This window comes from Kitasatospora sp. NPDC047058 (assembly GCF_040643935.1).
Lineage (GTDB): Bacteria > Actinomycetota > Actinomycetes > Streptomycetales > Streptomycetaceae > Kitasatospora.
Genome location: NZ_JBEYVJ010000052.1, coordinates 1 through 21,198 on the forward strand (window position 1 = coordinate 1; position 21,198 = coordinate 21,198).

A 21,198-nucleotide genomic window follows, 5' to 3' on the forward strand; every position below is an offset into this window, starting at 1 on the left:
TCGGCCGGCAGCGGCGAGGCGTACCGGACGCCCTTGCGCACCGCGAGGATCCCGACGCCGGCCGGCCCGCCCCACTTGTGCGCGCTGGCGGTCAGACGAACCGCACCATGTCGGCGCTGATCGGGTTGGTGCCCTGGACGGCGACCTCGGGCAGGACGCGGACGTCCTTGCCGCTGTGGTTGCCGACGACCAGCCTGAACCGCTTCGCCTCGCCGCCCGCGGTGAAGGAGGCGGGCACGCCCTCGACCTTCACGTCCGGCACGCCGGGGGCCGGCACCGACGGGGTGGCCGGGCCGCCGGCCGGGACGACGGTGAAGCGCCCGTACTCGCTGAAGGGGGTGGAGACCCGCTGCTCCGGGGGGAGCGTCGGGTCCGACACCGTGGCGCGGAAGCCGGCCGTCGCCGTGCCGCCGCGGGCGTCCGCGGCCACGGCGAGGCGCAGCCGGTAGGTGACCGAACCACCGGCCGGCACGCTCACCTTGGTGGCGAAGGTGTCGAGCTCCCAGACGGCGCCCACGCGCTCGCCGGGGCGGAGCGTGGCGTCCTTCCACTGCGTGCCGCCCGGCGCCTGGTACTCCAGCTTGAGCTGGGTCTCCTTGATCCCGGAGTCGACGTCGGCCACGGTGAGGCCGGTCATCGCGTCGACCGCGTGGTCGGCGGAGTTCTGCAGGGTCGCGGTGAACTCGACCGGTGCCGCACCGGCGGTGAAGCTGCCGGGGAGACCGCTCAGCGTGATGGAGACGGGCCCGCTCTGGTTCTGTCCGACCCCGGCGCTCTGCGCGGACACCGGGACGGCGAGCGCGGCCGGGGCCGAGACGAGGGCCCCGCCGCCGGCCAGGGCGGCCGCGGCGGCCAGGGCGAGGATGCTGCGGTGCTGAGTACGCAATGGGACCTCACGGAGAAGACGGGCTGGACCCGACAGAAGGTGGGTCGCCGGGGCGCGAGGAGGCCGTCCCCGACACACTCCCCCAGCCGGTGCTTCGCCCCCAAATCTCCAGCAACCGCGGCATCTTATCCGATCATGCGTACGACTCGTGAAACGGGTTTCGCCGTCCGGGGGCCATCGGAGGGAAAGCCTCACGGCCGACCATGCCGCCCGGCCAGACCGCGTCGACGAGGGCCGTCATGACTTCGTGACGGAAAAACATGACCGGATGTCGGCGGCCTCCAGTACTGTGCGCCCTCGTCCCCATCAGTACATCCTCACTCCCACAGGAATGCCTCAGTGAACCTCGACTTCGGCGCCGAGCCGCTCTTCTCCTGGTACGTCGTCCTGCTGGCGATCAGCGGCGTCGCCATGGTCGCCCTCGGCGCCATCAACCTCGGCGGCGGCCTGAGCGCCGGCTGGCGCATCATCAACGTGCTCGCCGGTATCGGCTTCGCCGGGTACGCGTACTACCTCGCCTTCGTCTTCGAGGGCGGCGAGTACCGGATGTTCTTCCAGGCGTTCATCCTGCCGGTGGTGCTGATCGCCAACGCGGTGAAGGCGCTGATGGCGCGGAACAACACCCCGGCCCCGCAGCCTGCTCCGTACACCCCGAACGCGCCGTACAACCCCAACGCGCCCTACGACCCGAACGCGCAGCACAACCCGTACGCCCAGTCGACTCCGGTCCCGCCCCAGGGCGCCCCGGCAGCCGCGCAGCCGGCCCAGCCGCAGACCCCGCCGGCGCCGCAGCCTCCGGCCAACTGACGGTTCGGCTGCGTGGTTCGCCGGGCTGCCGCTCGGCGAACCACGCAGCCGTCGCCCGCCCGCGTCGCGTCAGCCGGCGGTGGCGTGCCGCTGCTGGAGCCCGTTGATCTGGCCGATCCAGAACTCCCACTTGGTGTCCGCGGACGCCCCCTTGGGCAGCAGGCCGAGCTGCTGGGCGAGCGCGTAGAAGCCCGACCCGGCGTCGTTCTCACCCTGGTAGCGGACCAGCGCGGAGAGCATGAGCCGCGACTGCGGGAAGTCCCGTTCGACGACGAGCCCGAGCAGGTGCCCCACGGCCGCCCGGTCCCGGGCCTGGCCGAAGTCGAAGCCCGGCAGGCCGGTCCGCTCGACCAGCACCGCGTTCAGCTCGGAGTAGGTGGTCATCGGATCGCCGGGCTGCGCCGCCCGTTCCCGGAGGAAGTCGAGCCCGGCCCCGACCAGTTCGTCCCACTCCAGCTCGTCCCGGCCGTACTTGGACATCCGGTTCCTCCCTAGGTCGGCGCGCTCCCGGGCGTGACCGTACCGCCCGGCCGCCGCTGCCGTCCGCCCGTCGCGGGATCATCACCCCGACGGGTGGACGGCGGCGGCCGGTCAGGGCGTGAGCCGGTGCAGGTCGCGCGGGAAGAGCGTGGTGCGCCGGATGTTGTCCGCCCCGGTCAGCCGGGCCGTCCAGCGCTCCAGGCCGAGGGCGAACCCGCCGTGCGGCGGCATGCCGTGGGCGAAGGTGCGCAGGTACGCCGTGTACGGCTCCGGCGACTCGCCCCGGGCGGCGAGTGCCGCGAGGTAGTCCTCGTGCCTGTGCAACCGCTGGCCGCCGGTGACCAGTTCGAGCCCCCGGAAGAGCAGGTCGAAGCTGTTCGAGTACTCCGGCCGCCCCGGCTCCGGGTGGGTGTAGAACGGCCGCTTGCGCATCGGGTAGCCGACCACGAACAGGAACGCGCTGCCGTGCTCGCGCAGCGCCCACTCGCCCAGCCACCGCTCGTGCGCCGGCGCGAGGTCCGGCTCGTCGGTGCCGAGCAGCCGCATCGCCTCGGCGAAGTGGATCTGCGGGATCTCCGCCGGGACGGCGGGCAGCTCCGCGCCGAGCAGTTCCACGGCGCCGCCCGCGCGGGCGGCCACCGACTCCAGCATCCCGGCGACGGCCTCGCGGACGACGGCCATCACGTCGCGGTGGTCGGCGATGAAGCCGAGTTCGGCGTCCAGGCTGGTGTACTGGGCGAGGTGGCGCGCGGTGTCGTGCGGCTCGGCGCGGAACACCGGACCGGTCTCGTAGACGCGCTCGAAGACGCCGACCATGGCCTGCTTGAAGAACTGCGGCGACTGCGCGAGGTACGCGGGCCGCCCGAACCAGTCGAGCGCGAAGACGTCGGCGCCGGACTCGGTGGCCGAGGAGACCACCTTCGGCGTCTGGATCTCGGTGAACCCGAGCCCGTCGAGCGCGGCCCGGAACCCGGCCACCGAGGCGGCGGAGATCCGGTGCGGGGCGGCGAGCCGCGGGTGCCGCAGGGTGACCGGCGCGCCGTCGAGGATCGTCGGCAGGGCAGCCGGGACGGTCGGGTGGTAGAGGCTGAACGGGGGCGCCTCGGCGAGTCCTGACAGCGCCTCGACGGTGGGGGCGGTCAGCTCGACTCCGTTCGGCGCCTGGGGGTTGGCCGTCACCGTGCCCCGGACCCGCAGCACGGTCTCCTCGGGGAAGTCGGCCTCCCCGGCGGGGGCGACCACCTGGGCGAGCCCGGAGCGGTCCCTCAGGACGAGGAAGGTGACGGACCTCAGGGCACGGCGGCGGTGCAGCCAGCCGCAGAGTTCGATGGATTCGCCGATGCGGCCGGGTAGTTCGGCGGCCAGGACACGGGCGGTCGTCGGGTGGATCATCGCGGCCCTCCGGGGGCGTCGTCATGATCCCTTGGGAGTGCGGGCGAGAAGGGGACTCGCGGTGCCACCGCACTTTCACCGCCGCCGGCGTGGACGACGGCGGTCTCGTTCGGGCCCGGTGACGGGGGCCGGCCGGCGGGGCATTTCCTCCCCGCACTCAGGAGTGTCTTCTCCCCGGGACGCAAGGCCGCCCTCACAGCTGGTGGCGGCTCTCTCGGCTCGCGGTGACCCGGAGGTACTCGTCTCCCTCGACGCGTTGCAGGGAGAGTAGGCGCGGGGTTGCCGGGCGGACAACGTGTTTTCCACCGGGCGGAGGAGCGGCCGGGTGCGGCTCGTCCGCGATTGTCCACAGACCTGTGGACAACTCGGTCGCGCACGGGGCAGCCGCGCCGTGGCGGCCGCCCCGTGCGCGTTCGTCACCTCAGCCGGGGAGGACCTGGGCGCAGCCCTCGGCGTACCCGCGGTCGACGAACCAGTCGGAGCGGAGCACCCCGATGATGTAGTGACCGGTCCGAGGCCCGACGACGCCGTCCACCTGCAGCTGAGCTCCGGGGAAGCGCTGGTTGACCAGGAGCTGGATCTTGTGGACGGCCATGTCCGTGTCAGGGCCGAACTTGCCGTCCACCACGACCAGACGGCCCCGGTCGTCCTCGACGTAGTGGTTGTAGAACTTCTGGACGCAGGCGACCGCCTTGGGGATGTTCGGCTGGCCGTAGCCCACGTTCCTCCCCGTCGAATCGGCCTGGCTGGTGCCGGCCAGCCCCGCCACGGCCGCCATCGCGGTGACCGCCACCACGGCCAGCCGCGCGCCCCTGCGCTTCATGCTCATTGCTTCCCCCGCTCGTGCGTTCTTGTCGGACCGTGAGAACTCTAGGGCGGTGCCGATCATGACCCGAACCGCTCGGGCTCGGGGGCGCCCGTCTCACGGCCGTCCCACGCGAGTGGACTGGCCATTGGGACGCGGAACAGGAGAGAAGTGGAGACGGCGGCCGCCGCGCTGACCTCAGATCAGGTGGTCGAACTCGCCGGCCTTGACCCCGAGGATGAAGGCCCGGAGCTTCGCGGCATCGGTCGTGACGACGACATCCGAATCGTCGGACTCGCGGAGGTGGCGCAGATCGCCAGCGCCGAGGGCAAGTTCGAGGCAGTTGTCTGCGCCTTCCGCACCGCTGAACGACGACTTCTGCCAGGAGAGATGAGACATCGCGTGCCTTTCAGGTCTGTAGCAGGTAAAGAAGGTGCTGGATAAGCCCCCACGAGTCACGGGAGGGTAGTTCTCGCAGCGACTTGCTGGTGTCGATAGCAGGAAGAGCAATATCACTCAGCTGCGTGAACTTCTGACGGTAGGCCGCGATGTCGGCAGGATCACCGAGGTGCTCAGCCCGCTTGGGGCCAGCCAGAACGATGGTTGAGAGGTCGGTGCAGCCAGGATCGCAGAACAGGAACGAGGCCGACAGCGGCCCGTGCTTGGGGGCGTTGAACGGCAGTACTTGGATAGCAACGTTGGGGAGCTCCGCCATTTCGAGCAGGTGAAGCAGCTGAGCCCTCATGACCGTGTCTCCTGCAAACCGCATGCGCAGCGCCGCTTCATGGATCACGAACCGGAACTGGCGCCGTTTGCCATCGGCGAGAGTACGCTGCCGCTCCATTCGGAATCTGACAGAAGCCGAGACGTCCCACTTGCCGTCGCGGTAGGCGTCCTCATAGATGGCTTCCGTATACGCAGGCAGTTGCAGAGCTCCAGGGACGTACAGCGTGTCGTAGCTGTCGAGCCGAACGGACCTCTCCTCCACTTCAGCCAAGTCAAGAGCAAGTGCCGGAACTTGTCCTTCGAATGCGGTCCACCAGCCCTTGCCCGTGCTCCGCCCCATCTCCGCAAGTGCCACTCGGTACGGAACATCAACGCAGCCATAGGCGTCGAGCCAGATCTCAAGCCGCTCCGCGTTGAGGGAAATCCGACCCGCTTCGGTGTGGCTGACCGCAGGACCCTTCATCCCCACAAGCGCACCCGCCTCCGAGGCGGACAGTCCCGCCGCCAAGCGAAGTCGTTGCAGCTCTTCGCCAAACCGGCGCTGTCGCTGGCTGATCGGCCCCTTGTATCCCACGGCTGTCCTTCCCTGTCAGGGCAGTCTCGCGCACAAGCCGCCCGGGACGCCACCAAACGGTGAAGCCAGCTGACGAGACTTGGCGATTGACTTGCAACTCTTACACGCATCCCCCTACTCTCAGTGTTGCACCGATCACACGGCGGAGCGTCAGTAATGCCTTCCCGGGCGCCGCAGAGCAGCCATGTGCGGCCTGGCTCACGGTCACGCCCCCGTCGCGAACTCCCTCTCCTCCCCCGGAGGTTCTTCGTGCGTGCCTTCAACCCTCCCGACTGGTCCTCCGCCCGTCACGAGCTGCGTGAGGCCCTCTCCCTCTCCAACTGGCCGCCGGACACCATCGCCGACGCCGAACTCGCGCTCCACGAACTCTTCGTCAACGCCTGGAAGCACGCGGGCAGTCAGGCGCCCCTCGTGGTCGTCCTGCTCCTCGACCGCACCCTCCGGGTCTCGGTCACGGACGACAGCCCCGTCCTCCCCGAGCCCCGCGCCTCCTCGGACCCCTACGAACTCTCGGGCCGCGGACTGCACTTGGTCCGCTCGCTCACCCACCGGTTCGGCGCCGACCCCCGCAAGAACGGCAAGTCCGTCTGGTTCGAGCTGGACGCCGCCGCGTGAACACCGAACTGCTCACACAGGGGCCGACGTGGGTGTCCTGATCCCGCTCGTCACCGAGGCGATCCACACCGAACGCACCACCGCCGCCTACCTCGCCGTCGAGCACGTCCCCGACGCCGCCCTCCAACTCCGCATCGCCGTCGACCTCGACGTCCATGCCGCCCCCGGCGAGCACCTCGCGCTCCCCCTCACCCGCGACCAGGCCCTCGACCTGCTCGGCGACCTCGCCGCCCACCTCGGCCGGCGCGTCATCGGCATCACCCGGTGAGGGCCGGCACCGTCGCCTTCCTCGTCGCAGCCGCCTTCGCCGTCCTCCTCGCGCTCGCGCTGCTCACCGTCGCCCTCGGCGTCGTCACCACCCTCAGGGTGCACCGGCCCGACGAGGACGACCGCCCTCCCGCCTGACCCGACCCTCCCCGAAGGGCGCCACCGCCATGCCCGGCCCGTCCCCCGAATCCCCCCTCGCCAACGCGCTCGCCGCCGCCACCTACGCGGTGGCCGCCGCCTTCAACGCCCACACGGGCGGCACGCCCGTGCCGCCCGCGCCCGACGACTTCGACTGGCCGCAGCTCGAAGCCTTCGTCCACGGCCTCGGCTTCGAGGCCGACCACTCCGACGCCGCCCTCAACCTCTACCGTCTGCTCACCGCGGTCCAGCGGATCGCCTACCGCGAGGCCGCCGGCCGCAACACCACCTGGCACCCGACCCGCCTCAACCCCACCTAAGGGCTGTCCCGTTACTGACCTCTACTAACCTCCGATATGGCTGCTCGGTTCTGCCAGCGGGGGGCCGCCAGGATGATCGAGAGATGGCTCTCGTGGGGGATCGTGATCGTGCGTGTGGCCGACGCACTGCCGTTGAGGTTCAGGCGATGGTGGGGTCATGCCGATCACACGTCTCGCCCTTCCGCTCGGCGACACCGAGCGCCCCGTCCCCGCCTGGGCCCTCAGGCTCGCCAGGGCCCTCCCGTTCATCGTGCTGCCGCACTGCCTGTGGCGGCTCCCGTTCGCCGTCGGCTTCCAGATGGGCACGATCGATCCGCACCTCCCGCCCATGCCCTGGTGGGGGCCGGGCTATGTCGTCGGGCTCAGCGTGCTCACCGAGGCGCTGTGCCTGCTGACCACCGGGCTGGTGGCCGGCTGGGGCGAGGTGTTCCCGCGCTGGATACCGCTCATCGGTGGCCGTCGCGTGCCGCCGCTCGCCGCCGTGATCCCGGCGGTCCTGGGCGGGCTGATCCTGGTGGCACTGTTCGACCAGTACCCGCTCGCCTGGGTGGGAGCCGTCCCCGAGGTGGGATACAGCAACGGCTGGTGGATGGCTCTGGCCCGGGCCTGCGTCAGCCCGGCGATGCTGTGGGGGCCAATCGTGCTGGCCCTGGCCTGGGCCTACTACCGGCGGCGCCGACCTGCCTGATGGGTTGGCCGGTTCAGACCGTCCGAGCCCGGATGACTCCGTCCACGCGGCGAACACAGCGCCAGACAGCATGATTCGCCGAGGCATAGCGGCCGTGAGCGCCCAGCCCCCGACAAAAGAGGGTGAGATGATCTCGCGGTGGCTGGCTTGATCACGGCGTCGGAGCCGTCCTGGATAGCCCCGTTCACCGGGCTGAGCTCGCGCGACTTCCGCAAGTTGATCACGATGCTGCGTCGCGAGGGCGCCGAGACGGTGCGTCCGGGCCGGCCGTGGAGCCTCTCCTTGGAGGGCCGGGTTCTGCTCGTCTCCGCCTACTGGCGAACCAACCTGACGCTGCGGCAGCTCGCGCCGCTGTTCGGGATCTCCAAGTCGGCGGCCGACCGGATCATCGACCACGTCGGCCCGCTGATGGCGCTCAAGCCCCGGCAGCGGTTCCGCAAGGACACCGTGCTGATCGTCGACGGCACCCTGGTCCCTACCCGCGACCACACCGTCGCCGAGCTGTCCAAGAACTACCGGTACTCCACCAACCACCAGGTCGTCATCGATGCCCACAGCCGCCTCATCGTGGCGATCGGCAGACCCCTCCCGGGCAACCGGAACAACTGCAAGGCCTGGGCAGAATCCGGCGCCAAGTCGGCCGTCGGCAAGACGACCACGATCGCCGACGGGGGCTACCTGGGCACCGGCCTGGTGATTCCACACCGCCGACCGCGCGGCGGCGAGCTGACCGAGTGGCAGGCCCAGCACAACCGCGAGCACAAACAGGTCCGCGCCCGCGTCGAGCATGTCTTCGCCCGGATGAAGACCTGGAAGATCCTGCGCGACTGCCGTCTCAAGGGCGACGGAGTCCATCACGCCATGCTCGGCATCGCCCGCCTGCACAACCTCCGCCAGGTTGCGTAAGCAGGCGGACGAAGGCCAGTCGACCCCTGTCCTGATCTACTCAAAGATCAATTGCGGGCCAGCCCTTGGGAAGTCGGCCCCGCCGACTTCCCACTCCGCACCCCCACGCATTGCATCCTTGCCACCCGCTGCCGCAGCGCGCCCACACCGAGCGGACCGGTGATCACCTCACCGCCCGTGGACGCAGCACAGCGCAGGAAGTCGGCCCCTCCGACTTCCTGCGCGGGCCGTTTCCCAGCGCCGGGCTCAGCCCGCTCCGTCCGCCGCGGTGAACACCCCCGCGACGTCCGCCACGTGCTCGCCCTCCTCAGCCGTCTCCCAGTTCGGGTAGTACACCTCGCGTGTGGTCCCGATACGCGTGTACCCCTGCTCGCGCATCCATGTGATCACCGCGTCGTGCACGCCCACCATCGTCACGAAGTCCCGGTCCTTCTTCCCCAGTTCCGTGTACGCCTCGCGGTGCGCCGGCTCGACCCGCACGCCGATCTCCCCCACGGGCTCGACCGAGTCCGTCGTCGGCACGCAGACCTCGACCGGGCCGTCCGAGTCGTCGCTCACGATGCCGTGGTAGACGGCGAAGAGCGGTCCGGACAGGCAGGCGCCGGTCGACCGCAGGTGCGCGAAGATCGTCTCGGTGGCCTCGCCCAGGAAGTCGAGGAGACCCTCGGCGGTGACGTGGCGCCGGATGAACAGCACCTTCTGCTCGGGCACCTCACGCTCGGCCATCTCGTACATGCGTGGTTTCCTTCCAGCCAGAACCTCGCGGGCGTAGCCCACCGCCTCCCGGCGGGCCGCATGCACGGACTGCTCGCGCCGCCAGTAGGCGTCGAGCAGCCGGACCGACTCCGCTCCACCCGGGTCGAGCACCCCCGCGATCAGGGCGAGCGGCATGCCGGCGGCGCGCAGCAGCGCGATCCGGCGGGCCCGCTCGACCTGGTCGAGGCCGTACCGCCGGAACCCCGTCCGCGGGTCGACCCGCGCCGGCGCCAGCAGCCCGCGCTCCCCGTAGAGCCGCAGCGCCTTGTGGCTCAGCCCGGTCCTGGCCGCGAGCTCCCCGATGCCGATCAAGTCCCCGTGCATGCCGCCACTCTGGCCTCTGCCCCAGGGGCAGAGGCCAGCGCCGCCCAGGAGCCCCGACTTCACCGGATCTCTACATCGACCATTTCAGACAATCAGTTCTTCATCCCCGCAAACACCATGACAAGGGACTTGACCGGCGTATGCACCGCGTAGAACCCTGGGCCGCCCTCCGGACTCCCCCGGGAGCGTCCTTCCTCACTCGGCCCCGACAGTGAGTTGATCGTCATGCGTCTTACCCACCTCCTCCGCACGTCCGCCACGGTGGCGGCAGCGGCGGGTCTGCTGGCCGCCTCGGCCGTCGCCCCGGCGTACGCGACGGCGGGCACCTACACGGTGCAGCTGCGGCAGTCCGTCCCCCGCACCGCGTCCACCGCCGAAGGCGGCGTCCCCAGCAGTGGCGAGCAGTGCCCCGGAATCCCTTCGACCATGGACGGCTGGCACTTCGTCCTGCCCACCAACGAAGCGCACTTCGTGAAGCTGACCGTCACCTTCGAGCCCGGTGGCCAGCAGGTCGTCACCACCTTCGGCCCGCCGACGGACAAGCACGCCTACGTGGCGTCGGCTCCCGGCGCCAAGCTCACCTCGGCCGTCGCCGAGGTCAGCGGCGGTGACCTGAAGCTGTTCAACCTGTCGCACACCTGCGCGGCGACGGTTCCCACGCCGACGCCGACGCCGACCACCACGCCGTCGCACCCGACGCCCAGCACCTCCACCTCGCCGAGCGGCTCCGCCTCGCCGAGCAGCTCCGCCACGCCGTCCGCGTCGCAGTCCGCCTCGCCGAGCGGGTCGGCCTCGCCGAGCGGCAGCACCTCCCCCAAGCCGTCGACGAGCGGCTCCGCCGCCCCGACGCCGTCGGCCGGCAGCTCGACGGGGGCCGGCGTGAGCCCGTCGGCGACCGTCTCCGCCGCCGCTGCGGCGAGCGCGTCCCCGTCCGCCACCGCCACCGGTTCGGGTGGCGGGAGCCTGGCCTCCACCGGCGCCAGCGTCGGCGGGGCCGCCCTGGCGGGCGTGCTGCTGATCGGCGCGGGCGGCGTGCTCGTCATGCGCCGCCGCAAGGCTGCCGCCCAGAAGTAGCGGACAACGGCACCGACGACGAGCGGCGAGGCCCCGACGGGCCTCGCCGCTCGTTCGCATCTCCGGCCGTGTCCGGCGCTCCGGCCCCGCACAGGAAGTCGACCGGCCCGACTTCCCACTCCGCCCCCGCCACCGGCGGCCGGCCTCCGGGGTGCCCCTGAGGGGAACCCCGAGAGGGCATCCGTCTTCCCGGTGACGCAGGTCAGGGCCGGGATCGCCATCCAGGCTGAGGATTCGGCGGCCGCGGCGGCGGAGCATGGAAGTACGCCGGCCGGAGAGACCGGCCCCAGGTGCTACGACACGGAGACCGCCATGAGCCGCCTCGCCCGCCCCCGCAACAACCGCGTCATCGCCGGCGTCTGCGCCGGGATCGCCAAGCGCTTCGGCCTGTCCGCGTGGACCGTCCGGATCATCTTCCTGGCCTCCTGCCTGCTGCCCGGCCCGCAGTTCCTGATCTACCTGGCGCTCTGGCTGCTGCTCCCCCAGGAGCCGTGAAACCGCGGGTACGACGCGAACGGGCCGCCCGCGCCCCCGGTGATCCCGGGGGTGCGGGCGGCCCGCCGTACGACGGAGCGCGTCAGCCGCCGAGGCCCGGCAGCGGGAGGGCGCCGGTGAGCCCGCCGAGCGGGGTGCTGCCCAGACCCGGAACGCTCGGGACGGCGGCGCGGGGGGCGGCGTCGGCGGGAGCCGTCATGGCCTGGCCTGCGCTCGGGGCGAGCGTGCCCAGGGTGCCGGCGACCTTGTCGCCGCCGGGCAGCTTGGCCGCGGTGTCGGTGACGGCACCGGTCACGGCCGGGTTGGTCACCGCACCCGTGGGAAGCCCCAGGCCACCGGCGGCGGCCGGGTCGGCGGACGCGCTGCCGGCGCCGACCGCGGCAATGGCGATGCCGAGCACGGCGGTACCGGCAGCCTTGAGAGTGGCCTGCTTCATGTTCGTCCCCTTGGATCCTCGTCGGTGGCCGACATCCGCGGCAGGGCAGGCGGGATCCGCCGCCCCCGCCGGGCGGCGATGACTGGCACACCGTAGTGATTGGATCGCACGAGGATCAAAGGCGGTTAACCCACACGAGTGGGTAGTCAGATGAACGCCAATTCCCCTGCCGGGCAACGGCGTTCATCCGACCACGCACCACCCCGTCCGGCCTCAGGAGCCGACGCTGAACAGCCACTCCGCCTTGAGCTCGGCGTAGCCCGGCTTGATCACGTCGTTGATCATCGCGAGCCGCTCGTCGAACGGCAGGAACGCCGACTTCATCGCGTTCACGGTGAACCACTCCATGTCGCCCAGCGTGTAGCCGAACGCCTCCACCAGGTGCCCGAACTCGCGGCTCATGCTGGTGCCGCTCATCAGCCGGTTGTCGGTGTTGACCGTCACCCGGAACTTCAGCCGGCTGAGCAGCCCGATCGGGTGCTCGGCGTACGACGTGGCCGCCGCGGTCTGGAGGTTGGAGGTGGGGCACATCTCCAGCGGGATGCGCTTGTCACGCACGTACGCGGCCAGCCGGCCGAGCTCGACGCTGCCGTCCTCGTTCAGGGTGATGTCGTCGACGATCCGGACGCCGTGGCCGAGCCGGTCGGCGCCGCAGCACTGCAGGGCCTCCCAGATCGACGGCAGGCCGAAGGCCTCGCCCGCGTGGATGGTGAAGTGGTTGTTCTCGCCCTTGAGGTAGTCGAAGGCGGCCTGGTGGCGGGTGGGGGGGTACCCGGCCTCGGCGCCGGCGATGTCGAAGCCGACGACGCCGCTGTCGCGGTGGCGGTTCGCCAGCTCGGCGATCTCCTGCGAGCGCGCGGCGTGCCGCATCGCGGTGATCAGGGTGCCGATGCGGATGCGGTGGCCGGCCGCCTTGGCGTTCGCCTCGCCGAGCCGGAAGCCCTCCTGGACGGCCTCGACGACCTCGTCCAGGGTCAGGCCGCCCTCCAGGTGCTGCTCGGGGGCGTAGCGGACCTCGGCGTACACGACGCCGTCGGCGGCCAGGTCCTCGGCGCAGTCGGCGGCGACCTTGATCAGGGCGTCGCGGGTCTGCATCACGGCGCAGGTGTGCGCGAAGGTCTCCAGGTAGCGGACCAGCGAGCCGGAGTCGGCGGCCTCGCGGAACCACTCGCCGAGCGCCTTCGGGTCGGTGGTGGGGAGCCCTTCGTAGCCGACCGCGGCGGCCAGCTCGACCACGGTCTCGGGGCGGAGCCCGCCGTCGAGGTGGTCGTGCAGGAGCACCTTCGGGGCGCGGGCGATCTGGTCGGGGGTGGGGATCCGGGGGCCGGTGCCCGCGGTGGTGACTGGGATCTGGTTCTCCATTGCGGGAGTGTAGCTCCTACGCGCGTAGACAGGCCACCGTCCACGCGGCCGGTTCGGCGAATGTGCACCCGGAATTCCTCCGAAGGGACGAGCGGGCACCTCCCCGGCACCCCGGATACCCCCGGGAGGGCGGCCAACCGCCGCCCTCCCGAGCCGGACGCCGTGCCCTCAGTCGTGCTGCAGCAACCGCCCCCGCCGCGACAGCACGAAGTCCCGGAACGCCGCCACCGGCGGGGTCGGCGGCCGCCCCGCCGCCCACGCCAGCCCGATCGCCCGCCGGGTGCGGGGCGCCGTGACCTCCAGCTCCACCACCCCCGGCCGCGCCACCAGCGCGGGCGGCAGCAACGCCACCCCCAGCCCGGCCGCGACCAGCCCGCGCAGGGTCTCCGCCTCCTCGCCCTCGAAGGCGATCCGCGGCGCGAAGCCGGCCTCCGCACAGAACCCGTCCGTGATCGCGCGCAGCCCGTACCCGCGCTCCAGGCCGACGAACGGCTCCTCGGCCACCTCCGCCAGCCGGATCCGCCGCCGCCCCGCCAGCCGGTGGTCGGCCGGCACCACCAGGTACAGCCGCTGCTCGTCCAGCGGACGGGCCACCAGCGCCGGGTCGTCCTCCGGCAGCGGCGACACCAGGCAGAGGTCCAGCTCACCGTCCTTCAGCCGTTCCAGCATCGCGCCGACGTAGTCCTGCACCAGCTGGAACCGCACCTGCGGGTACGCCGCCCGGAACCCGCGCAGCAGGGCCGGCACCGCGTCCGTCCCCATGGTGTGCAGGAAGCCGAACGCCACCCGACCGGCCGCCGGGTCCGCCTCCGCCCGGGCCGCCTCCGCGCCGCGCTCCAGCTCGGCCAGCGCCCGCTCCACCGAGGCCAGCAGCAGCCGGCCGGCCCGGGTCAGCCGGACCGTCCGGCCCTGACGGGCCAGCAGGTCCACGCCCAGCTCCGCCTCCAGCCGGGCCACCGCCCGGGACAGCGTCGGCTGCGGCATGCCGAGCACCGCGGCCGCCTGCGTCACGTGCTCCAGCCGGGCCACCGCCGCGAACTGGGCCAACTGCGGCGCCAGCCGGGCGGCCGGCAGCTCCGGCCCCAACTCGGCGAGCCGGTGCGGGAGCTCGAACTCCCCGGTGCCCTCCGTCACGATACTCCGCCCTTCCTGCGTCCAGCCCTGCTTCCAGCTGCGCTCATGCGCTGACGCATGCATTATCGACCGATCATGCATTGGACGCATCAACGCCGCCGGGCCTAACGTCAGCGTCATGCAGCCCTCCAGTACCGGGGCATCCGTGGCCACTCCGGATGCCCTCGCCCAGCCGTCCCCGCTCACCGCACGCACCGACGACCGCCACCGCCCCGGCCAGCGCGCCTTCCGCCGCGCCAACCTCGCACTGTTCGCCGCCGGCATCGCGACCTTCGTCCTCCTCTACTCCACCCAGGGCCTGCTGCCGGTCCTCTCGGCCGACCTCGACCTCACCCCCGGCCAGGCCAGTTGGACCGCCTCCGCGGCCACCCTCGGCCTCGCCCTCGCCCTGCTCCCGGCCAGCGCACTCTCCGACCGGTACGGGCGCACCGCGGTGATGACCGCCTCCATGCTCGCCGCCTCCGCCCTCGCCCTGGCCCTGCCGTTCGCGCCGGACCTCACCGGCCTGGTCGTGCTGCGCGCCCTCCAGGGCGCCGCCCTCGCCGGACTGCCCGCCACCGCGATGGCCTACCTCGCCGAGGAGTTCCACCCCGGCGCGCTCGCCTCCGCGATGGGCCTGTACGTGGCCGGCAACAGCATCGGCGGCATGGGCGGCCGGCTGCTCTCCGGCTGGGTCGCGGCCGGCTTCGGCTGGCGCTGGGGCCTGGCCGCCTCCGCCGCCCTCGCGCTGCTCGCCGCGCTGGCCTTCCGGCTGCTGATCCCCACCGCCCGCCACTTCACCCCGGCCCCGGTGGACGCCCGCGCCCTCGCCCGCACCGTCGGCCGGCACCTGCGCAACCCGCTGCTGGTCCGGCTCTACGCGCTCGGGCTGCTCTTCATGGCCGTGTTCGGCGCGGTGTACAACACCGTCGGCTACCGGCTGATCTCCGCGCCGTTCAACCTGCCGGAGTCGGTCGCCGCCTCGATCTTCGTGGTGTACCTGGTCGGCACCGGCACCTCGGCCGCCGCCGGCCGCCTCTCCGGCCGGCTCGGCCGGCGCGGCGCCCTGTACGTCGCCATCGGCGTGACCGCCGCCGGGCTGCTGCTCTCGCTCGCCGGCTCGCTGATCTGCGCCCTGCTCGGCCTGGTCCTGATCACGGCCGGCTTCTTCGCCGGCCACGCGACCGCGTCCTCCGCCGTCGGCCGCACCGCGACCGAGGGCCGCGCCCAGGCCTCCGCGCTGTACCTGATCGCCTACTACCTGGGCAACAGCCTCGGCGGGACGATCGGCGCCGACGCGTACCACGCCACCGGCTGGCCGGGCGCCGCCGCCGTCGGCCTCACCGCCATGACCCTCGCCGCCGCCGTCACCCTCTACGCCACCCGCCAGGCCCTCGCCGCCCGCCGGGCACCAGGGATACCGACAGGAAGACTTTCTTCCCGGTAGACTTTCCGTATGGCTGACCTGAAGCGCCGCCGTCGCCCGCATCTGGTGTCCACGCCCGTCCGCAAGAAGGGCGTGGTCACCATCCCGCAGGAGATAAGAGAGCAGCTGGACCTCCAGGAGGGGGATCAGCTGGTGGTCGCCGTGGAGGACGGTCGGATCATCCTCACTCCGGCCTCGGTCATCCCGGACGATCAGGCCTGGTTCTGGAGCCCTGCCTGGCAGGCCGGGGAGGCAGAGGTCGACGAGGCCGTCGCCGAGGGTGAGCGCGGCGAGGTGTTCCAGGACGGTGAGGCCTTCCTGAAGTCCCTCGCCGACGAAGCCGGGCTGGACCTGGGGGAGATCAAGCGCCGTGCCGACGTATGAGTCCCTGGCCCACTTCCTGCGCGACTGGAAGAACCTGACCGCCGCCCAGAAGGCCGCCTTCCTGGTCGCGGTCGCCCAGTTCGTCGCCCACGTGCGGGCCGGCGAGGGGTTCCGGCGAGGGCTGCGGGTGAAGAGGATGCAGGGCCATCCGGACGTCTGGGAGCTCAGCTGGGCCCCGGACGGCCGGGCGACGTTCCACTACGGCGCTCCCGTCCAGGACGGCGAACCGCACATCGTCTGGCGCCGGATCGGCACCCACGAGATCTCCAACCGCCCGTGAGCGCCCAGGACAACCGCCTCCGCACCGACCCTGCCTGGGCCGTCCGCACCCTCCCAGTCGGCCACGACCTCGTCCGCAAGGCTCCCGAGGAGTTCCTCAGGCTCGCCCTCACCGCGGCCGGGTGAGCAGCCGCCCGGCGCTACACTCCCGGCCATGAGCCTCGATCCGGCCGAGTACACCCGACTGCGCATGACCGCCGGGCAGTTGTCGCACGTGCCGGGGGTGGGGAGGGCGGAGATCGCCGACGGTGCGGTCCGCCTGACGCTGCCACCGACCGGCCGGCACGAGCTCGCCGTCATCCGCATCGCGCGGCAGCTCAACGCCCAGCTCCCGCGGACGCATCCTGGTCACATCGCGCATCCCGGCGCCGACCTGGAGGACACCGGGCTCGGTCGACTGCGCAATCCCGACCTCATGGTCTTCGCCGGGAAGGCGCTTGAGAGCGACCAGCCGGCCCTCCTGCCGCACGAGGTACTGCTGGCCGTGGAGATCGTCTCCCGGTCCAACCCGGAGAACGACTACCACGGCAAGGTTCGCGACTACGCGGCCATGGGCATCCCGTTCTACCTGATCGTGGACCCCCGGACCGGCACCGGGATCGTGCACGCGGAGCCCGGCTACACCTCGCGCAAGGAGTTCGTCTTCGGTGACACCGTCGCCGTGGGCCCGTGGACGCTCGACACCGGCGGTCTGCTCACGTACGCCTGAGCAGGCGTACGTGAGCGGACCCGCGGCTCACGCGATGCGGTCCAGCACGATCGGGTTCGGGGTGAACGCGGTGCCGGCCGGGGCGACCTCCACGCCGTCGGCGAGGGCCTCGATGGCGTAGTCGTAGCGCTCCGGGGTGTCGGTGTGCAGGGTCAGCAGCGGCTGGCCGGCCACCACGGTGTCGCCCGGCTTGGCGTGCATCTCGACGCCGGCACCGGCCTGCACCGGGTCCTCCTTGCGGGCGCGGCCCGCGCCGAGGCGCCAGGCGCAGACGCCGATCGCGTACGCGTCGAGCTTGGTGAGCACGCCGGAGGCGGGCGCGTGGATGACGTGCTGCTCGCGGGCGACCGGGAGCGGGGCGTCGACGTCGCCGCCCTGGGCGGCGATCATGCGGCGCCAGTGGTCCATCGCGGAGCCGTCGCGCAGCGCGTCGGCCGGGTCCTTGCCGTGCACGCCGGCCGCGGCGAGCATCTCGCGGGCCAGCGCGAGGGTCAGCTCGACCACGTCGGCCGGGCCGCCGCCGGCCAGCACCTCCAGCGACTCGCGGACCTCCAGCGCGTTGCCCGCGGTGAGGCCGAGCGGGGTGGACATGTCGGTGAGCAGCGCGACGGTCTTGACGCCGGCCGAGGTGCCGAGGCCGACCATGGTGCGGGCCAGCTCGCGGGCGTCGTCCAGGTTCTTCATGAAGGCGCCGGAGCCGACCTTCACGTCGAGGACGAGCGAGCCCGTCCCCTCGGCGATCTTCTTGGACATGATCGAGGAGGCGATCAGCGGGATCGCCTCGACCGTGCCGGTGACGTCGCGCAGCGCGTACAGCTTCTTGTCTGCGGGCGCGAGGCCGTCGCCGGCGGCACAGATCACCGCGCCGGTGTCGCGCAGCACCTGGAGCATCTCCTCGTTGGAGAGCAGGGCGCGCCAGCCGGGGATGGACTCCAGCTTGTCGAGGGTGCCGCCGGTGTGGCCGAGGCCGCGGCCGGACAGCTGCGGGACGGCCGCGCCGCAGGCGGCGACCAGCGGGGCGAGCGGCAGGGTGATCTTGTCGCCGACGCCGCCGGTGGAGTGCTTGTCGCTGGTGGGCTGGGCGAGCGAGGAGAAGTCCATCCGGACGCCGGAGCGGATCATCGCGTCGGTCCAGCGGCTGATCTCGCGCAGGTTCATGCCGTTGAGCAGGATCGCCATGGCGAGCGCGGACATCTGCTCGTCGGCCACCTCGCCGCGGGTGTAGGCGTCGATGACCCAGTCGATCTGAGCGTCGCTCAGCTCTCCGCGGTCGCGCTTGGTCCTGATGACGGAGATGGCGTCCATGGCGTGCTCCAAGAGGGGTTCAAAAGCGAAGAGTGTCGCGAGCTGGCCGGGTTTCGGCCCACTCGCGACACTCTACGCGCGTAACAGAGAGACGGACTAGAGCCGCTCCGGCCCGAACGCGTCGGGGAGCACCTCGCTCATCGGCTTCACCCCGGAGGGCAGCTCGACCAGCAGATCCGGCCCGCCGTGCTCGTACAGCAGCTGGCGGCAGCGGCCGCACGGCATGAGCAGCCGGCCGTCCCCGTCCACACAGGTGAAGGCGGTCAGCCGGCCGCCGCCGCTCGCGTGCAGCGCGGAGACCAGGCCGCACTCGGCGCAGAGGCCGAGCCCGTACGAGGCGTTCTCCACGTTGCAGCCGGTGACCAGCCGCCCGTCGTCCACCAGGGCGGCGGCACCGACCGGGAACTTGCTGTACGGGGCGTACGCGTGGGCCATCGCCTCGCGCGCCGCCTCGCGCAGCCGCTCCCAGTCGACCACCGGGGCCGTTCCGGACGTCACTTGCCCTGGCCCTTGCGGTAGATCTGGCCGTCCGCCTTCGGCGGCCGCAGGCGCTGCGAGGCCAGCGAGAGCACCACCAGGGTGATCACGTACGGCGTGGCGACGATCAGCGGACGCTCCACCTGGTCGGTGAGGGCGTACCAGGCGAACAGGCCGCCGGAGACCACGAAGGTGATCGCCGCGCTGGTCAGCTTCCGGCGGTACACGTTCCAGACCGCCAGCAGCAGCATCGCGATCGCGACGACCAGGATCAGCACGTGCACCGACTCCGGGTCGCGCAGCTGGAGGCTGTCGGTGAAGCCGAACAGGCCGGCGCCCATGGCGAGACCGCCCGGCATCCAGTTACCGAAGATCATCGCCGCGAGGCCGATGAAGCCACGGCCGAGGGTCTGGCCGTCCTTGTAGAAGTGCGCGGCGACCAGCGAGAGGTACGCACCGCCGAGGCCGGCGAAGGCGCCGGAGGCGACGACCGCGTAGTACTTGTACTTGTAGACGTTGACGCCCAGCGACTCGGCCGCCGTCGGGTTCTCACCGCAGGAGCGCAGCCGCAGGCCGAACACCGTGCGCCAGAGCAGGAAGTAGCTGGCCACGATCAGCGCACCGGCCAGCGGCACCAGCACCGAGATGTTGGTGACCAGGCCGCCGAGCACACCGGCGACGTCGGAGACCAGGAACCAGTGGTGGTTCTCCAGGTTCTTCAGACCCGTGGAGAGGCCGGGGATGGTGATGTACGGCAGCGGATCGGCCGGCGGGGACTGGTTCGCCCCGGCGCCGTCGGCGATGTAGTCCTTGTAGTAGATCCGGTTGACGTACGCGCAGATGCCGGGGATCAGCAGGTTGATGCCGACGCCGGAGACGATGTGGTCGACGCCGAAGGTCACCGTGATGACGGCGTGCAGCAGACCGCCGAGCGCACCGCCCAGCATGCCGGCCAGCAGGCCGACCCAGGGGTTGACCAGGAAGCCGGCCCAGGCGCCGCAGAAGGTGCCGGCGACCATCATGCCTTCGAGACCGATGTTGACCACGCCGGCCCGCTCGGACCAGAGACCGCCCAGACCGGCCAGGCCGATCGGCACGGCGGCGCTGAGCGCGGCGGTGACCTGTCCGGAGGAGGTCAGCGAGTGGTTGCCGGTGATCATGCCCACGGCGGAGAAGAGGACCAGGGTGCCCGCGATCAGCAGCAGCACCACCGGCCAGGACATCTTGCGCTTCTTGGCGGGAGCGCCCGGCGCCTTCGCACGGGCTGCGGTGGCGGTGCTCATGCCGACACCTCCTTCTTCTCGTTGGCGGCCGCGGCCTGGGCGGCGAGCTCGGCGCCGACCTTCTGCTGCTGGCGCTTGAGGCCGTAGCGGCGCACCAGCTCGTAGGCGACGACGACGCAGATGACGATGGTGCCCTGCATGACCGGGACGATCTCCTGCGGGAAACCGCCCTGGTTCGGCAGCAGGGCGCCGGTGGTGTCCAGGAAGGCGAAGAGCAGGGCCGAGAAGGCCATGCCGATCGGGCTGTTGCGGCCGAGCAGGGCGACCGAGATGCCCAGGAAGCCGAGGCCCGGCTGGAAGCTCTGGCCGAAGTAGTACGAGTTCTGCAGCAGCTCGGGCAGGCCGATCAGACCGGCCAGACCGCCGGAGACCAGCATCGAGATGACGATCATGCGCTTGACGTTCACGCCGGACGCGGTGGCCGCGGACTCCGAGCGGCCGGTGGCGCGCAGGTCGAAGCCGAAGCGGGTGCGAGTCAGGGTGAACTGGAACGCCACGCCGACCAGGATCGCGATGAACAGGAAGCCGTACAGCGGGCCGCCGTTGGTGTCGAGCGCGAAGAAGTGGCTGGACTCCGAGACCGGGGCGGTCTGGATGGCGTTGGTGGTGCCGCCCTTCTCCGGCGCGAAGCGGCCGGGGACGAGCAGCAGACCCACGATGGCGATCGCGATGGCGTTCAGCATGATGGTCGAGATGACCTCGCTGACGCCGCGCATGACCTTCAGCAGACCCGCGATGCTGGCGTAGAGGCCACCGACCAGCATGGCGGTGATCAGCAGCAGCGGGATCTGGATGAACGACGGCAGGTCGAGCTGGCTGCCGACGTACGCCGCGAACAGCGCCGCGACCTTGTACTGGCCCTCGACACCGATGTTGAAGAGGTTCATCCGGAAGCCGAAGGCGGCGGCCGCGGCGGCCAGGTAGTACGTGGTGGCCCGGTTCAGGATCAGCACCTGGCCGTCGGCCTTGGTGCCGAAGGTGACCATCACGTCCCAGGCGTCGAACGGGTTCTTGCCCGAGGTCGCCAGCAGGACCGAACAGATCGCGACGGAGAGGATGACGGCGAGCACCGGCGCCGCGAGGGCGAGCACGATCTTCTCGACGCTGAACCGCTGCGCCAGGGAGCTCTTGGCCGCCGGCTTCGGGGCGGCGGGGGTGGTACTGGTCATGT

At 71.6% G+C, this 21,198-nt stretch carries 28 protein-coding genes; 14 read left to right on the forward strand and 14 right to left on the reverse strand.

Annotated elements, in window-relative coordinates; genetic code table 11:
- Positions 1 to 91: 91 nt before the first annotated feature.
- Positions 92 to 886, reverse strand: a complete 795-nt coding sequence (locus ABZ885_RS10985) for a hypothetical protein (RefSeq protein WP_360186317.1) — start codon at positions 884 to 886, stop codon at positions 92 to 94.
- Between the two features lie 339 nt (positions 887 to 1,225).
- On the opposite strand from ABZ885_RS10985, the gene ABZ885_RS10990 reads away from it, so the two are divergent.
- Positions 1,226 to 1,693, forward strand: a complete 468-nt coding sequence (locus ABZ885_RS10990) for a hypothetical protein (protein WP_360186320.1) — start codon at positions 1,226 to 1,228, stop codon at positions 1,691 to 1,693.
- A 69-nt stretch (positions 1,694 to 1,762) separates the two neighbouring features.
- Here the strand turns inward: ABZ885_RS10990 and ABZ885_RS10995 are convergent, their stop codons facing one another.
- From ABZ885_RS10995 to ABZ885_RS11015, 5 genes are all read right to left on the reverse strand, one after another.
- Positions 1,763 to 2,173, reverse strand: coding sequence for a hypothetical protein (locus ABZ885_RS10995; RefSeq protein WP_360186323.1), 411 nt, complete (start codon positions 2,171 to 2,173; stop codon positions 1,763 to 1,765).
- A 111-nt stretch (positions 2,174 to 2,284) separates the two neighbouring features.
- Positions 2,285 to 3,565 carry an aspartate--tRNA(Asn) ligase gene (aspS, locus tag ABZ885_RS11000; RefSeq protein WP_360186325.1) on the reverse strand — a complete coding sequence of 427 codons (1,281 nt, stop codon included), beginning with the start codon at positions 3,563 to 3,565 and terminating at the stop codon, positions 2,285 to 2,287.
- A gap of 421 nt (positions 3,566 to 3,986) precedes the next feature.
- Entirely contained in the window at positions 3,987 to 4,388 is a 402-nt protein-coding gene (locus ABZ885_RS11005; protein ID WP_360186328.1) for a peptidoglycan-binding domain-containing protein, read from the reverse strand.
- 180 nt (positions 4,389 to 4,568) lie between these two features.
- The gene (locus ABZ885_RS11010) at positions 4,569 to 4,769 is read right to left on the reverse strand and encodes a DUF397 domain-containing protein (protein ID WP_360186331.1); all 201 of its coding nucleotides are present in this window, start codon (positions 4,767 to 4,769) and stop codon (positions 4,569 to 4,571) included.
- Between the two features lie 10 nt (positions 4,770 to 4,779).
- Positions 4,780 to 5,670, reverse strand: a complete 891-nt coding sequence (locus ABZ885_RS11015) for a helix-turn-helix transcriptional regulator (protein ID WP_360186334.1) — start codon at positions 5,668 to 5,670, stop codon at positions 4,780 to 4,782.
- 249 nt (positions 5,671 to 5,919) lie between these two features.
- Here ABZ885_RS11015 and ABZ885_RS11020 point away from each other — a divergent pair, with 249 nt between their 5' ends.
- The 6 genes from ABZ885_RS11020 to ABZ885_RS11045 all read left to right on the forward strand — a co-directional run bounded on the left by ABZ885_RS11020 (position 5,920) and on the right by ABZ885_RS11045 (position 8,604).
- Complete coding sequence (locus ABZ885_RS11020) at positions 5,920 to 6,285, forward strand: ATP-binding protein (RefSeq protein ID WP_360186337.1); 366 nt, start codon at positions 5,920 to 5,922, stop codon at positions 6,283 to 6,285.
- A 28-nt stretch (positions 6,286 to 6,313) separates the two neighbouring features.
- Positions 6,314 to 6,553, forward strand: a complete 240-nt coding sequence (locus ABZ885_RS11025; RefSeq protein WP_360186340.1) for a hypothetical protein — start codon at positions 6,314 to 6,316, stop codon at positions 6,551 to 6,553.
- Complete coding sequence (locus ABZ885_RS11030) at positions 6,550 to 6,690, forward strand: hypothetical protein (RefSeq protein WP_360186343.1); 141 nt, start codon at positions 6,550 to 6,552, stop codon at positions 6,688 to 6,690. Before ABZ885_RS11025 ends, ABZ885_RS11030 begins: the two co-directional genes overlap by 4 nt.
- A gap of 29 nt (positions 6,691 to 6,719) precedes the next feature.
- Positions 6,720 to 7,010 carry a hypothetical protein gene (locus tag ABZ885_RS11035; RefSeq protein ID WP_360186346.1) on the forward strand — a complete coding sequence of 97 codons (291 nt, stop codon included), beginning with the start codon at positions 6,720 to 6,722 and terminating at the stop codon, positions 7,008 to 7,010.
- A 157-nt stretch (positions 7,011 to 7,167) separates the two neighbouring features.
- Entirely contained in the window at positions 7,168 to 7,698 is a 531-nt protein-coding gene (locus ABZ885_RS11040) for a hypothetical protein (RefSeq protein ID WP_360186349.1), read from the forward strand.
- A 138-nt stretch (positions 7,699 to 7,836) separates the two neighbouring features.
- The gene (locus ABZ885_RS11045) at positions 7,837 to 8,604 is read left to right on the forward strand and encodes a transposase (RefSeq protein ID WP_360186352.1); all 768 of its coding nucleotides are present in this window, start codon (positions 7,837 to 7,839) and stop codon (positions 8,602 to 8,604) included.
- Positions 8,605 to 8,850: 246 nt separating this feature from the next.
- On the opposite strand, the gene ABZ885_RS11050 is transcribed toward ABZ885_RS11045, so the two are convergent.
- Complete coding sequence (locus ABZ885_RS11050; protein WP_360186355.1) at positions 8,851 to 9,684, reverse strand: MerR family transcriptional regulator; 834 nt, start codon at positions 9,682 to 9,684, stop codon at positions 8,851 to 8,853.
- Between the two features lie 225 nt (positions 9,685 to 9,909).
- Here ABZ885_RS11050 and ABZ885_RS11055 point away from each other — a divergent pair, with 225 nt between their 5' ends.
- Both ABZ885_RS11055 and ABZ885_RS11060 read left to right on the forward strand, forming a co-directional pair.
- Positions 9,910 to 10,758: an LPXTG cell wall anchor domain-containing protein gene (locus ABZ885_RS11055; RefSeq protein ID WP_360186357.1), complete on the forward strand. Its 849-nt coding sequence runs from the start codon at positions 9,910 to 9,912 to the stop codon at positions 10,756 to 10,758.
- Positions 10,759 to 11,070: 312 nt separating this feature from the next.
- Positions 11,071 to 11,253: a PspC domain-containing protein gene (locus tag ABZ885_RS11060; protein ID WP_360186360.1), complete on the forward strand. Its 183-nt coding sequence runs from the start codon at positions 11,071 to 11,073 to the stop codon at positions 11,251 to 11,253.
- An 82-nt stretch (positions 11,254 to 11,335) separates the two neighbouring features.
- Here ABZ885_RS11060 and ABZ885_RS11065 read toward each other — a convergent pair whose 3' ends face one another.
- The 3 genes from ABZ885_RS11065 to ABZ885_RS11075 form a co-directional block, all read right to left on the reverse strand.
- The gene (locus ABZ885_RS11065; protein ID WP_360186362.1) at positions 11,336 to 11,689 is read right to left on the reverse strand and encodes a hypothetical protein; all 354 of its coding nucleotides are present in this window, start codon (positions 11,687 to 11,689) and stop codon (positions 11,336 to 11,338) included.
- Between the two features lie 213 nt (positions 11,690 to 11,902).
- The gene (locus ABZ885_RS11070) at positions 11,903 to 13,051 is read right to left on the reverse strand and encodes an adenosine deaminase (protein ID WP_360186365.1); all 1,149 of its coding nucleotides are present in this window, start codon (positions 13,049 to 13,051) and stop codon (positions 11,903 to 11,905) included.
- A gap of 168 nt (positions 13,052 to 13,219) precedes the next feature.
- On the reverse strand, positions 13,220 to 14,185 hold the full coding sequence (locus ABZ885_RS11075) for a LysR family transcriptional regulator (RefSeq protein WP_360186368.1): 966 nt from the start codon (positions 14,183 to 14,185) through the stop codon (positions 13,220 to 13,222).
- A gap of 118 nt (positions 14,186 to 14,303) precedes the next feature.
- Here ABZ885_RS11075 and ABZ885_RS11080 point away from each other — a divergent pair, with 118 nt between their 5' ends.
- Genes ABZ885_RS11080 through ABZ885_RS11100 form a run of 5 tightly spaced genes read left to right on the forward strand, consistent with a single transcriptional unit; the run spans position 14,304 to position 16,962 of the window.
- On the forward strand, positions 14,304 to 15,611 hold the full coding sequence (locus tag ABZ885_RS11080) for an MFS transporter (protein ID WP_360186370.1): 1,308 nt from the start codon (positions 14,304 to 14,306) through the stop codon (positions 15,609 to 15,611).
- A gap of 9 nt (positions 15,612 to 15,620) precedes the next feature.
- Entirely contained in the window at positions 15,621 to 15,974 is a 354-nt protein-coding gene (locus ABZ885_RS11085; protein ID WP_360186373.1) for an AbrB/MazE/SpoVT family DNA-binding domain-containing protein, read from the forward strand.
- Complete coding sequence (locus ABZ885_RS11090; RefSeq protein ID WP_360186376.1) at positions 15,961 to 16,254, forward strand: hypothetical protein; 294 nt, start codon at positions 15,961 to 15,963, stop codon at positions 16,252 to 16,254. Before ABZ885_RS11085 ends, ABZ885_RS11090 begins: the two co-directional genes overlap by 14 nt.
- Complete coding sequence (locus ABZ885_RS11095) at positions 16,251 to 16,379, forward strand: hypothetical protein (RefSeq protein ID WP_360186378.1); 129 nt, start codon at positions 16,251 to 16,253, stop codon at positions 16,377 to 16,379. Before ABZ885_RS11090 ends, ABZ885_RS11095 begins: the two co-directional genes overlap by 4 nt.
- Before the next feature lie 28 nt (positions 16,380 to 16,407).
- A complete protein-coding gene (locus ABZ885_RS11100; RefSeq protein WP_360186381.1) occupies positions 16,408 to 16,962 on the forward strand; it encodes a Uma2 family endonuclease in 555 nt (184 codons plus the stop codon).
- 27 nt (positions 16,963 to 16,989) lie between these two features.
- Here ABZ885_RS11100 and ABZ885_RS11105 read toward each other — a convergent pair whose 3' ends face one another.
- The 4 genes from ABZ885_RS11105 to ABZ885_RS11120 form a co-directional block, all read right to left on the reverse strand.
- A complete protein-coding gene (locus ABZ885_RS11105) occupies positions 16,990 to 18,267 on the reverse strand; it encodes a thymidine phosphorylase (RefSeq protein ID WP_360186385.1) in 1,278 nt (425 codons plus the stop codon).
- Between the two features lie 96 nt (positions 18,268 to 18,363).
- Entirely contained in the window at positions 18,364 to 18,765 is a 402-nt protein-coding gene (locus tag ABZ885_RS11110; protein ID WP_360186388.1) for a cytidine deaminase, read from the reverse strand.
- Positions 18,762 to 20,027 carry an ABC transporter permease gene (locus ABZ885_RS11115; RefSeq protein WP_360186391.1) on the reverse strand — a complete coding sequence of 422 codons (1,266 nt, stop codon included), beginning with the start codon at positions 20,025 to 20,027 and terminating at the stop codon, positions 18,762 to 18,764. The genes ABZ885_RS11110 and ABZ885_RS11115 overlap by 4 nt, the downstream gene beginning before the upstream one ends.
- A complete protein-coding gene (locus tag ABZ885_RS11120; protein ID WP_360186394.1) occupies positions 20,024 to 21,196 on the reverse strand; it encodes an ABC transporter permease in 1,173 nt (390 codons plus the stop codon). Before ABZ885_RS11120 ends, ABZ885_RS11115 begins: the two co-directional genes overlap by 4 nt.
- Between the last annotated feature and the right edge of the window lie 2 nt (positions 21,197 to 21,198).